Source organism: Streptomyces sp. NPDC002328 (assembly GCF_042890065.1).
In the GTDB taxonomy this organism is placed as follows: domain Bacteria; phylum Actinomycetota; class Actinomycetes; order Streptomycetales; family Streptomycetaceae; genus Streptomyces.
Genome location: NZ_JBIARQ010000003.1, coordinates 454,632 through 466,454, shown reverse-complemented (window position 1 = coordinate 466,454; position 11,823 = coordinate 454,632). Strand labels below are relative to the sequence as shown.

Here is an 11,823-nt window from a genome sequence, read left to right as displayed (position 1 = left end):
CTCCGCCCGAAGGCGGTCGTAGGTCCGCGGACCGATTCCCGTAAGCTCGGCGGCACGCTGCGTCATGCGCTCAGTAAAAGCACAGGAAAAACGCAGAATCATCACTCAAATGTTCACGTTCTTATGTGACTTGAGTCACAAGAGCCATGAATTGTTGACCCTGTGTACCGAGTGAGCAGCGCGCTGTGATTCAGTGGCGGAGGCGTTACAGAAACGACAGAAGACGACAGCAACGACGTCACGCCGAAGGCAACCCTTGATTCGCTGCGAAGTCTCGGGGGGAGGGCGAAGCATGGAGACCGAGTCGGAGCCGTATGTCCGCCTTGCGTCCCTGCGACAGCTGCACCAGGTCATGGCCGAGATGAACACGGCACGGAGCCTGGCCGACACATTGCAGACCGTCGCCGACGGCGTGGTGACCGCACTGGGCTACGAGTTGGCGTGCGTGAACCTCGTGCGCCCCGACGGCGACCTGGTCGTCGCCGCCTTCTCCGGCAACCCCGCCGCCGAGGCCCTGATCACCGGCCGGGTCGGCTCGCGCGACTCCTGGGAGCGGCGGCTGAACATGGGGGAGGCCTGGGGCGACCTGATCTTCATACCCCACACCGAGGGCTGGATCCTCGACGACGACGACGTCCCGCAGTGGTACACCGACGGTCCCGCGCCCCGCTTCGAGGACGAGTGGCACCCCTCCGACCGGCTCTTCGCGCCGATGTACACGCCCGCCGCGCCCGGCGCCAGCTCCTGCGGCGAACTGATCGGCGTGCTCTCCGTGGACCGCCCGCGCAACGGCCGCCGGCCCGGCGCCTGGGGGCGCGAAGCACTCCAGATGTATGCGTTCCAGGCAGCCATCGCGATCAGCAACGCACGTCTACGCGCGAATATGCAACGGGCACTGGTCAGACTCGAACGCGAGCAGCAGGCCCTGCGCGCCAGTGAGGAATCCTTCCGGCAGGCCTTCGAGTACGCCCCCTCCGGCATGGCCATCGCCGAGATGGGCGGCGACCAGCACGGCCGGATCCTGCGCACCAACGACGCCCTGTGCCGGCTGCTGGGCCGCCCCGCGTCCGCGATGCGCCGCTACTCCTTCTCCGACCTCGTCCACCCCGAGGACATAGGCACCCTGCTCCGCACCTCCGCCGAGGGCGGACGCGCCGAGCTGCGCCTCGGCCGCCGCGACGGCACGTACGTCTGGGTCTCGCTGCGCAACTCCGTGGTCGCCGACGCCGCCGACGGGCCCCGCTTCCTCCTGACCCACGTCGAGGACATAGAGGAACGCAAGCGCCGCGAGCTCCAGCTCGCCCACCGGGCCTCCCACGACTCCCTCACCGGCCTGCCGAACTCAGCCGAACTGCGCTCCCGCCTCTCCTCCCGGCTCTGTCAGCGCCCGCAGTCCGCCCACCCCGCCGCCGTCGACGCCATGGACGCCATGAACGTCATGGACGCGATAGGCACCGCGGAGGCCGCCTTCGGCCATCCCGCCTTCGACGCCAACGGCCACGGCTTCGACTACCGGCCCGGCGGCGCCGAGGCCTTCGACGCCTACGACCACCATGTGCACACCGTCGCCCCCGAGGAGAGCGCGCGCGACGACGGCACCAAGGGGCTCGCGGTCCTCTTCTGCGACCTCGACGGCTTCAAGTCGATCAATGACCGCTTCGGGCACAACGCCGGCGACGCCGTCCTCATCGAGGTCGCCCGACGGCTCTCGCGCGGGGTCCGCGACGGCGACACCGTCGCCCGGCTCGGCGGCGACGAGTTCGTGATACTCGCCGACGGCCTAGGCCGGGCCGACGCCCAGGACCTCGCCGTACGCCTGCGCAACGAGATCATCCAGCCGATCCGCGCCGAGGGCCGGGCCGTCCGCGTGGGCGCCAGCTTCGGCATCGGCTGGGCGCACTGCGGGATGACCGCCGACGAGGTCCTGAAGTCGGCGGACGAGCGCATGTACGTCGAGAAACGATCTCGTCCCAAACAGCACCGGCGCGCGGGATGATCACCAGGTCGGCGGCCCCGTCGCGGAGTTGATGCGACCCGAGTCACCCGTTTGGGGGGCGGGGAGCGGGTAGGCTCGCTGTCTCCGCACGAATCGATCCGCCCCGCACTGTTGAGGAGTACGAAGGGATGACGCCCGGCAACAACGGCGCGAGCACGCCCGAGGACGACGACCCGTTCGGCTACCTCTACGCCGACGGTCAGGCCAACGGGGCTCAGCCGCCCTCCGGGGGCTACGGCTACCCGAACTCGGTCAGCCGAGTGCGTGCCGTCGGCGAGCGCCAGTACGGCCAGCCGCAGCAGCAGCCGACCGCTCAGTACCGGCAGGCGACGGTGCCGCAGCAGGGCGCGTACGGCCAGCCCAACTCTCACTACGCCGCACCCGAGACCTTCCCCGGCGGCGGGGTGCCCACCGGCAACCGGCAGCCCCCGCCCGGCGGCGGCCGGGGCCGCGGCCCCAACACCAAGGGTCTGCTGATCGGCGCGGTCGCGGTCGTCGCCGCGGTCGTGGTCGGCATAGCGGTGGCCATGTCGAACGGCGACACCGACGGCGACGACAAGGCGACCGGCGGCCAGCCCTCCACCGCGCCGTCCGCCGCGGCGAGCGCCTCGCCCAGCCCGTCCGGCAGCGGCGACTCCTCGCAGGACGTCGAGCTGCCGACGGCGGACGCCAAGACGCTGCGCCTCGGCGGCGCCGCCGCCCTGGCTTCGGACGTCCCGAACGCGCAGTCCGACGGTGGCGTCTACGCCAACCTCAACCAGGTCGGCAACTCCGTCACCTGGACCGTCGACGGCATCCCTTCGAAGGGCGCCTACACGCTTTTCGCCCACTACAGCACGGCCGGCGAGAACCAGTCGATGACGCTCACCGTCAACGGCAAGGCCTTCGGTTCCAAGCTGAGCATGGACAACTACGCCAAGGCCGCCAACGGCGACTTCGCCAAGGGCTGGACCACCACCTACGCCTGGCCCACGCTCACCAAGGGCACCAACACGATCTCGATCTCCTGCGAGAACGGCGACAAGTGCAACGTGCTGCTGGACCAGGTGTGGCTGAAGAAGGGCCAGGTCAAGGAGTAGCGGCGGGCGCGGGCGGTCAGGCCGCGCTGACCTCGCCGGTCACCGCGACCCCGCCGAGCAGTTCCTCGTAGGCGGCCCGGTCGAACTCGCCGGCCGCCGGGGACAGGGCCGTCGCCGCGGACAGGGCGACCGCGCGGGCCAGGGTCCGCGGCCAGGGCAGGCGCTCGACGAGGCCGGACAGCAGTCCGGCGGTGACGGAGTCGTCGGTGCCGGTCGCGTTGGCGCGCGGCCGGGCGGGCGGGACGGCGCGCCAGCGGCCCTCGGGGGTCGCCGCGACCAGGCCCTCGGGGCCCAGGGAGGCCACCACGGACCGGGCGCCGCGCCGACGGGCGTCCTGGGTGGCCCGCAACGGCTCGTGCGAGCCGGTGAGTTCGGCCAGTTCGTCGGCGTTCGGCTTGATCAGATCGGGGCGGGCGGCGACCGCTCGGCGAAGCGGCTCCCCGCCGGTGTCCAGCAGCACGGGCACGCCCGCGGCGCGCGCGAGACGCACCAGGCCCGCGTACGCGCCCACCGGCACCCCCGGCGGCAGACACCCGCACAGGGCCACCGCCTCCGCGCCGGGCAGCAGATCCTCGTACGCCTCCTGGAAGGCGGACCACTCGGCGGGCGTGATGAGCGGGCCGGGCTCGTCGAACCGGGTGGTGTCGCCGGTGCGTTCGTCGACGACGGCGACCGTGCGGCGGGTGACGCCGGATATCGGTATCAGCGCGTCGGCGACGCCGGTCAGGCGGTCGCGGACCACCCGGCCGGTGGGGCCGCCCGCGAAGCCGGTGACGGTCGCCTCGTGGCCGAGCGCCGCCAGCACGCGCGCCACGTTCAGCCCCTTGCCGCCGGGCCGCTCCGTCACCTGCGTCACCCGGTGCGAGCTGTGCGCCCGCAGCGCCGGGACGCGGTAGGTGACGTCGAGAGCGGTGTTCAGCGCGACGGTGAGGATCACCTGGTCCGCCCTCCCCCGATTGCCGGCTGTTCGCCGTCCGTTCGCATGATCCGGGTTTCGGGTTCCGGTCCTGTGGACGCGGGGTTTCCGTTTTCCGGAGGCACGATCATGCCAAAGAGACGCCGACCGGCCCAGTCCCGGGTCGGTCACCGTCTCCGTACGGGCGGACGATTCAGCCCAGTTGGGGATCCACCACCCAATCCCCCTTGCGCATCACGCCCTTGAGGTCGAAGTTCTCGTCCAGGAGGACCAGGTCGGCGTCCTTGCCGGGTTCCAGGGAGCCCACCGTGTCGGCCATGCCGAGCAGCCGGGCCGGGGTCGTGGACAGGGCCGTCACCGCGTCCTCTACCGAGATGCGGTCGACCGTCACCGCCCGCTTGAAGGCGCGGTCCAGGGTGAGGGTGGAGCCCGCGATCGAGCCGCCCTCCACCAGCCGGGCCACCCCGTCGGTGACGTCCACCGCCAGCGGCCCGAGGTCGTAGCGGCCGTCGCCGAAGCCGGCCGCGTCCATCGCGTCCGTGATGAACGCCACCCGGTGCGCGCCCGCGTGACGGAACGCCAGCTCCAGCGCGGCCGGGTGCAGATGGACGCCGTCGTTGATCAGCTCGACCGTGACCCGTTCGTCCTCGAGCAGGGCGGCGATCGGGCCGGGGGAGCGGTGGCCGAGGGCGGGCATCGCGTTGAAGAGGTGGGTGGCGACCGTGGCGCCCGCCTCGATCGCCTCGACGGTCTGCTCGTACGTGGCGTCCGTGTGGCCGACGGCGGCGATCACCCCGTGCTCGGCCAGCAGCCGTACGGAGTCGATGCCGCCCGGCAGTTCGGTGGCGAGCGTGACCATCTTCGCCTGCCCGCGCGCGGCGTCGATCAGCTTGCGCACCTGCGCCGGGTCGGGGTCGCGCAGCAGCCCCTCGGAGTGCGCGCCCTTGCGGCACGGCGAGATGAACGGGCCCTCGAAGTGGACGCCGGCCAGGTCGCCCTGCTCGGCGAGCTCGCTGAGCAGGCCGGCCTGGCGGACCAGGAGGTCCATGTCGTCGGTGACGGTGGAGGCGACGAGGGTGGTGGTGCCGTGCCGGCGGTGGGTGCGGATGGCCGTCTGCACGGCGTCCACCGGGCCGGAGAAGGAGGCTCCGCCGCCGCCGTGGTTGTGGATGTCGACGAAGCCGGGCACTACGTAGTGGCCGGTGAGGTCGATCCGGTGAGCGTTCTCCGGGGCGGCGCCGGCGATTTTCCTGCCCTCGACGACGACGTGGCCGCCTTCGACGGTTCCGGTGGGCAGGATCACGTTCGCGCCGGTGAGCACCATCGGGGTTCCGGCGGTTGCGGGCTGCGGGAGCGTCGGGGCTGGTCGCGCCCCGCGGCGGAGCCGCATATCGGCGCTGTCCCGCGCCCCTAGGGGGGTGACCATCAGGGCGTTACCTCCGTGCCGTCGGTTGTGTCGAGGAGATCCCAGGCCAGGAGACCCGCGCCCAGGCATCCGGCGGTGTCGCCCAGGGCCGCCGGGACGATCTCCGGGAGTTTTTGGAAGGTGACGCGGTGCCGGACGGCGTCCCGTAGTGGTGTGAACAAGGTTTCCCCCGCCTCGGCCAGCCCGCCACCGATGACGAGGGTGCGGGGGTCCAGCAGGGTGAGCGCGGTGACCAGGCCGTCGGCCAGGGCGTCCACGGCGTCCTGCCAGATCCGGACGGCGTTCGGGTCGCCGGACGTGACGGCCTTCGCGCAGTCCGCCGCGTCCGCCGCCGGGTCCCCGCAGGCCGCCGCCCACGCCTCGCTCACCGCCGCAGCGGACGCGAACCGTTCCAGACAGCCGCGCTGACCGCACGGACAGGGCGTCCCGCCGGGCCGTACGACGACATGGCCGATCTCGCCGGCGAAGCCGTGCGCGCCCGCCTCGACCCGGCCGTCGACGCCGATGGCGCCCGCGATCCCGGTGCCCAGCGCCACGAACAGGAAACGGTCGGCGCCCCGGCCCGCGCCGATGCGGCCCTCGGCGAGTCCGCCGGTGCGCACATCGTGGCCGAGGGCGACCGGAAGGCCCAGTTCCGCGGCGATCAGGTCGCGCAGCGGGACGTCGCGCCAGCCGAGGTTGGCCGCGTAGACGGCGGTGCCCCGGTCCTCGTCGACGATGCCGGGGACCGCGACGCCCGCCGCGGACGCGGGCTCGCCGAGGTGTTCGGCGCCGTGGGCGCGCAGTTCGGCGGCGAAGTCGAGGATGCCGGCGACGACCGCGTCGGGGCCGCGTCCGCGTCCGGTGGCCCGGCGGGCGCGGTGCAGCAGCGCGCCGTCCGCGCCGACCAGTGCGGCCTTCATCCCGGTGCCGCCCACGTCGAGGGCGATGACATGTCTCACGGGGAACAGTGTGGACCGAGTACCCTCAAGAGGTCTAGTCCACTTACGTGGCATAGACCTCAGTCCGGATAGCGGTTTAATTGGTCGGAACATTCATTTGACGGTGTGGTCACACCGGCCGGAGCCCTGAGCGGCAACGGCCTTCAGGGGAGCGGAGAGGCATGCGGCTGCGCGCAGGAAAGTCGACGGCGGGGACGATCGCGGCGATGTCCGCCCTCGGGATGACGGCGGTCCTCGCCGGCTGCGGGGTCACCGGCGACTCCGGCGACGTCACGCTGAAGCTCGTCGCCGCCGACTACGGCGACAGCGGCGCCAACAGCTCCCAGAAGTACTGGGACAAGCTCGTCCAGGCCTACGAGGCCGACCACCCCGGCGTCACCGTCGATGTCGCCGTGTACTCCTGGAACGACGTCGACGCCAAGGTCAAGCAGCTGGTCAAGGCGGGTGACGCGCCCGACATGGCGCAGATCGGCGCCTACTCCGACTACGCCGCCGCCGACCTGCTCTACAAGGCCGGCGACGTGCTCTCCATCCCCGTCCAGGCCGACTTCGTCTCCCAGCTCGCCGACGCGGGCGAGGTGCGCGGGGTGCAGTACGGCATGCCGTTCGCCTCCTCCACCCGGCTGCTCTTCTACAACAAGACCCTCTTCGCCAAGGCCGGCATCACCCCGCCGACCACCTGGGCCGAGCTCGCCGAGGACGCCGAGGCGCTCAAGGAGGAGGGCGTGAAGTACCCCTACGCGCTGCCCCTCGGCCCCGAGGAGGCCCAGGCCGAGACCCTTCAGTGGCTGCTCAGCGGCGGGGGCGGCTACACCCCGAGCGCCACCGGCTACAACTTCGACTCCACCGAGAACGTCGAGACGTTCACCTGGCTGAAGGACAAGCTGGTCGGCGGGGGGCTGACCGGGCCGGTCGCGCCGGGCAAACTGAACCGGGCCGCCGCGTTCTCCGCGTTCGCCGCCGGACAGGTCGGGATGCTCAACGGGCATCCCTCGCTGATGAAGATGGCCGAGAAGAAGGGCGTCCAGTTCGGGATGGTGGCCATGCCGGGCGCCGACGGGCCGAGCCGGACCTCCCTCGGCGTCGCCGACTGGATGACCGCCTTCAAGCAGAACGGGCACGCCGAACAGATCGGCGACTTCCTCGACTTCGTCTACGACGAGGAGAACGTGCTCGCCTTCTCCCGCGAGTACGACCTGCTGCCGGTCACCAACTCCGCCTCCCAGACCATGAGCACCACCCCGGAGGACGCGGACCTGCGGCCGTTCCTGGAGATGCTCCCCGTCTCCGAGTCGTACCCCGTCGGGCGGACCTCGTGGGCGACGGTCAGCGCGGACATCAAGCGGCGGATCGGCCTCGCCGTCGCCGCGAACGGCAGCCCGGCGGGCGTCCTGAGCGAGCTCCAGACGGCGGCGACGACCGCGGACAGCTCCGCCGGCTGAGCGGTTGGGCTACCGTGCGGGCATGGAACGGGCGGAGGAAGAAGGGCTGGGGGCGAGGGAGCGGGACGTCCTCGCCCTGGAGCGGCGCGGGTTCTCCGGGCCCGGGGCCAAGGAGCGGGCGATCCGCGAGGAACTGGGGCTGTCCCCGGTCCGCTACTACCAGCTCCTGAACGCCCTCCTCGACGACCCCCGGGCCCTCGCCCACGACCCGGTGACGGTGAACCGCCTCCGCAGAGTCCGGGAGGCCCGCCGGGGGGACCGTTGACGACCGGGGCAACTCCGGGCGGGCTGTGATTGCCGCAGGCACACCCCCCGCAGCTATCGTCACCGTATGGGCACCCAAGAGACGCACCCCGCGGAATCCGCAGCGCTCCCCACCCCCACCACCGCGTACGGGCGAGAGGCGCTGGACGTGATCCGGGCGCGGCCCGGCGCCGCTCTCGTCGCGCTCGACTTCGACGGCACGCTCGCCCCGATCGTCGAGAACCCCGACGACGCCCGCGCGCACCCCGACGCCGTCCCCGCGCTCGCGGCGCTCGCCCCGAAGATCGCCTCCGTCGCCGTCGTCACCGGGCGGCCCCCCGCCGTGGCCGTGCGCAACGGCGGCTTCGCCGACGTGCCCGGACTGGACCGGCTCGTGGTGCTCGGGCATTACGGCGCCGAACGCTGGGACGCCCGCACCGGCGAGGTCAGCGCCCCCGCCCCGCACCCCGGTGTCGCCGCCGCCCGCGCCGACCTGCCGGGCGTGCTGGAGGCGGCCGGGGCGTGGCAGGGCACGTGGGTGGAGGAGAAGGGCCGGGCCGTCGCCGTGCACACGCGCCGCGCCGAGGACCCGCAGGCCGCGTTCGAGGCGCTGCGGCAGCCGCTCACCGACCTCGCCGCCCGGCACGGGCTGATCGTCGAGCCGGGCCGGATGGTCCTGGAACTGCGGCCCCCCGGCGTGGACAAGGGGGTGGCCCTGACGGAGTACGTGCGTGAGATCGGTGCCGAGTCCGTCCTCTACGCCGGCGACGACCTCGGCGACCTCCCGGCCTTCGCCGCCGTCGAGAAGCTCCGCTCGGAGGGCCTGCCCGGCCTGCTCGTGGCCAGCGGCAGCGCCGAGGTCACCGAGCTGTCCGAGCGGGCCGACCTCGTCGTCGACGGGCCCGCGGGCGTCGTACGGCTGCTGCGCGCGCTCGCCGCCCAGCTGGGCTGAACACCGTCAGCCGGGCTCACCCTCAGCCGGGCTGGGCATCCCGCTGGATTTCCCGCAGCGCCTGCAACTGGTCCAGGAACCACTGGGCCGGGGGCAGCGCGGTGGCGGCCGCCGCCAGCCGCTTGGTGTGCTCCGCCCGCTCCTGCGGCCCGGTGTTGAGGGCCTCGTGCAGGGCGCGGGCGGTCTCCAGCACGTCGTAGGGGTTCACCACGATCGCGTCGTCGCCGAGTTCCGCGTACGCGCCCGCCTCCCGGGAGAGCACCAGCACGCAGCCGTCGTCGGAGACGACCGGCACCTCCTTCGCGACGAGGTTCATGCCGTCGCGGATCGGGTTGACCAGGGCCACGTCCGCGAGCCGGTAGGCGGCCAGGGAGCGGGCGAAGTCGTCCTTGACGTGCAGGACGACCGGGGTCCAGCCGGGCGTGCCGTACCGCTCGTTGATCTCCCCCGCGACCCGCTGCACCTCGGCGGTGTAGTCGCGGTACACGGCGAGGTCCTGGCGGGAGGGGTAGGCGAAGGCGACGTGGACGACGCGTTCGCGCCACTCCGGCTGGTCGTCGAGGAGCTGCCGGTAGGCCAGCAGCCCGCGGACGATGTTCTTCGACAGCTCGGTGCGGTCCACGCGGACGATCGTCCGGCGCGCGCCGCCGTCGGGCGCCGCGCCGATCTCCTCGCGCAGCGCCGTGATGCGCTCCTCGACGTCCGGCTCGTGGGAGCGGGCGCGCAGGAAGTCGGCGTCCGCGCCGAGCCCGTGCACGCCGATCTCCGTCCCGCCCAGCCCGCCGGCGAACTCGTCGCAGCACGCGGTGAACGCGTCCGCCCAGCGGCGGGTGAGGAAGCCCAGCCGGTCCGCGCCGAGCATGCCCCGCAGCAACTGCTCCCGGACGTCGGAGGGCAGCAGGCGGAAGTAGTCCACCGGCGCCCACGGCGTGTGCGAGAAGTGGCCGATGCGCAGGTCGGGGCGCAGCTCGCGGAGCATCCCCGGGACCAGGCAGAGGTGGTAGTCCTGCACGAGGACGGCCGCGCCCTGCGCCGCCTCCTCGGCCAGCGCCTCCGCGAAGGCGCGGTTGTACGTCTCGTACGACGCCCACTGACGCCGGAACTCCGCGTCGAACACCGGCTCCAGCGGGGTCTGGTAAAGCAGGTGGTGGACGAACCACAGCACGGAGTTGGCGACGCCGTTGTACGCGTCGGCGTGCACGTCCGCGGGGATGTCGAGCATCCGCACCCCGTCCTCGCCCACCCCGCGCCGTACGGCCTCGCGGTCGTCGTCGGAGAGCGCCGAGCAGACCCAGAGGGCGTCCGCGTCCGAGCCGATCGCCGACAGCCCCGAGACCAGGCCCCCGCCGCCGCGTTTCGTCGTCAGCGAGCCGTCCTCGCCCACCGAGTAGGACACCGGGCCGCGGTTGGACGCGACCAGCACCTGAGCAGCCGCGTCACGCTCGGAAGCAGTGGAACCCGTGGAAGCCATACGCCTCAACCTAGCCCGCACGGGAAACGCTCAAACGTACGGAAGCACTCAGCGAACGCCCGTATACATCCTGCTCACCGAGCGGTCACGCCACCCGGCGCGCCGCGTACTCCGCGATGTCCGCCATCGGCGGCCTCTCCTCCGTGTCCACCGAGTGGGTGCGCGGCTCGAAACCGTCCGCTCCCCGCTCGAACTGGGTGAGCGCGGGGCGCACGAGGTGCCCGCGCGCCAGCCGCAACTGCGCCGTGCGGTAGATCGCCGCCGCCATCCGGCCCAGCGCCTGCCCGTCCTGGTGCCGGTGCTTGCGCACGCCCACGTCGACCTGCGCGAGGGCGTCCAGGCCCACCAGGTGCAGCGCGTCGACCAGCATCCCCAGCTCCACGCCGTACCCGACCGGGAACGGCAGCTGCTCCAGCAGACCGCGGCGGGCCGCGTACTCCCCGCCCAGCGGCTGCACGAAGCCCGCCAGCTGCGGCCAGTGCAGGTTCAGCAGCGGCCGTGCCATCAGCTCCGTCACCCGGCCGCCCTGTCCCGCGGCGCCGCCCAGCGGACGGTCGTACATCGCCTTGACCAGGTCCACGCCGGGATCGGTGAGCAGCGGGCCGACGATCCCCGACACGAAGTCGGAGGAGAACTCCCGCAGATCGGCGTCGACGAAGCAGACGACGTCCCCGGTGGTGACCAGGAGCGAGCGCCACAGCACCTCGCCCTTGCCGGGCACCGCCGGGATGCGGGGCAGGATCGCGTCCCGGTGCACGACGCGCGCGCCCGCCGCCGCGGCCACCTGCGAGGTGCGGTCGGTGGAGCCCGAGTCGACGACGACGATCTCGTCGACGAGCGGGACCTGTTGCATGAGGTCGTGACGGATGATCGCGACGATGTCGCCTACCGTCTCCTCCTCGTTCAGCGCGGGCAGCACCACGGACACCGACTGGCCCGTGGCGCGCTTGGCGGCCATGATCCTGTGCAGCGGGCGATCGGTCACCGACCAGGAGCGGGTGGCCAGCCAGCGCTCGACTTCTTCCAGCACGGTCTGCGGCTCCTCACTGTCGTGATCACACCAGGTGCACACGGCGTCACCGTGTGATCCGTCTCGCGGTTCGGACGACTATCTCAACTGTCCTGGCCGTCGGTTACAGTCTTGAACAACGCGGATGACCATCGCATGTCCGGGGTCATCCGGCGTTCAGCGCTCAACAACCACATACCGCTCATCCAGAGGGGCAGAGGGACACGGCCCGATGAAGCCCCGGCAACCCTCCAGCCGGTCTCGACACGTCGAAGTGGCGAGGCTCCCGGCTCGGGAAGGTGCCAAATCCGTCTCACGGCGAGATGCGTCGTGAGGAAGATGAGGAGA

Annotated in this window: 10 protein-coding genes and 1 riboswitch; of the genes, 5 read left to right on the top strand and 5 right to left on the bottom strand. The window is 72.3% G+C overall.

Annotated elements, in window-relative coordinates; translation table 11 throughout:
- Nucleotides 1-292 precede the first annotated feature (292 nt).
- Both cdgB and ACFYX4_RS11800 read left to right on the top strand, forming a co-directional pair.
- Complete coding sequence (gene cdgB, locus ACFYX4_RS11805; RefSeq protein ID WP_389329850.1) at nucleotides 293-1,996, top strand: diguanylate cyclase CdgB; 1,704 nt, start codon at nucleotides 293-295, stop codon at nucleotides 1,994-1,996.
- Nucleotides 1,997-2,124: 128 nt separating this feature from the next.
- Nucleotides 2,125-3,075, top strand: coding sequence for a carbohydrate-binding protein (locus ACFYX4_RS11800; RefSeq protein ID WP_389329847.1), 951 nt, complete (start codon nucleotides 2,125-2,127; stop codon nucleotides 3,073-3,075).
- Nucleotides 3,076-3,091: 16 nt separating this feature from the next.
- Here ACFYX4_RS11800 and ACFYX4_RS11795 read toward each other — a convergent pair whose 3' ends face one another.
- From ACFYX4_RS11795 to ACFYX4_RS11785, 3 genes are all read right to left on the bottom strand, one after another.
- Nucleotides 3,092-4,012 carry a 1-phosphofructokinase family hexose kinase gene (locus ACFYX4_RS11795; protein WP_389329844.1) on the bottom strand — a complete coding sequence of 307 codons (921 nt, stop codon included), beginning with the start codon at nucleotides 4,010-4,012 and terminating at the stop codon, nucleotides 3,092-3,094.
- 172 nt (nucleotides 4,013-4,184) lie between these two features.
- Nucleotides 4,185-5,315 carry an N-acetylglucosamine-6-phosphate deacetylase gene (gene nagA, locus ACFYX4_RS11790; protein ID WP_389329841.1) on the bottom strand — a complete coding sequence of 377 codons (1,131 nt, stop codon included), beginning with the start codon at nucleotides 5,313-5,315 and terminating at the stop codon, nucleotides 4,185-4,187.
- A gap of 101 nt (nucleotides 5,316-5,416) precedes the next feature.
- Entirely contained in the window at nucleotides 5,417-6,358 is a 942-nt protein-coding gene (locus tag ACFYX4_RS11785) for an ROK family protein (RefSeq protein ID WP_389329838.1), read from the bottom strand.
- A gap of 161 nt (nucleotides 6,359-6,519) precedes the next feature.
- On the opposite strand from ACFYX4_RS11785, the gene ACFYX4_RS11780 reads away from it, so the two are divergent.
- From ACFYX4_RS11780 to otsB, 3 genes are all read left to right on the top strand, one after another.
- Nucleotides 6,520-7,800, top strand: coding sequence for an extracellular solute-binding protein (locus ACFYX4_RS11780; RefSeq protein ID WP_389329835.1), 1,281 nt, complete (start codon nucleotides 6,520-6,522; stop codon nucleotides 7,798-7,800).
- A gap of 22 nt (nucleotides 7,801-7,822) precedes the next feature.
- Nucleotides 7,823-8,065 carry a DUF3263 domain-containing protein gene (locus ACFYX4_RS11775; protein WP_389329832.1) on the top strand — a complete coding sequence of 81 codons (243 nt, stop codon included), beginning with the start codon at nucleotides 7,823-7,825 and terminating at the stop codon, nucleotides 8,063-8,065.
- Between the two features lie 66 nt (nucleotides 8,066-8,131).
- Nucleotides 8,132-8,995, top strand: a complete 864-nt coding sequence (gene otsB / locus ACFYX4_RS11770) for a trehalose-phosphatase (RefSeq protein ID WP_389329829.1) — start codon at nucleotides 8,132-8,134, stop codon at nucleotides 8,993-8,995.
- 22 nt (nucleotides 8,996-9,017) lie between these two features.
- Here otsB and ACFYX4_RS11765 read toward each other — a convergent pair whose 3' ends face one another.
- Both ACFYX4_RS11765 and ACFYX4_RS11760 read right to left on the bottom strand, forming a co-directional pair.
- A complete protein-coding gene (locus ACFYX4_RS11765) occupies nucleotides 9,018-10,466 on the bottom strand; it encodes a trehalose-6-phosphate synthase (RefSeq protein WP_389329826.1) in 1,449 nt (482 codons plus the stop codon).
- Nucleotides 10,467-10,551: 85 nt separating this feature from the next.
- Nucleotides 10,552-11,496, bottom strand: a complete 945-nt coding sequence (locus ACFYX4_RS11760; protein WP_389329823.1) for a glucosyl-3-phosphoglycerate synthase — start codon at nucleotides 11,494-11,496, stop codon at nucleotides 10,552-10,554.
- Nucleotides 11,497-11,674: 178 nt separating this feature from the next.
- Nucleotides 11,675-11,821: riboswitch (SAM riboswitch) on the top strand.
- Nucleotides 11,822-11,823: the final 2 nt, after the last annotated feature.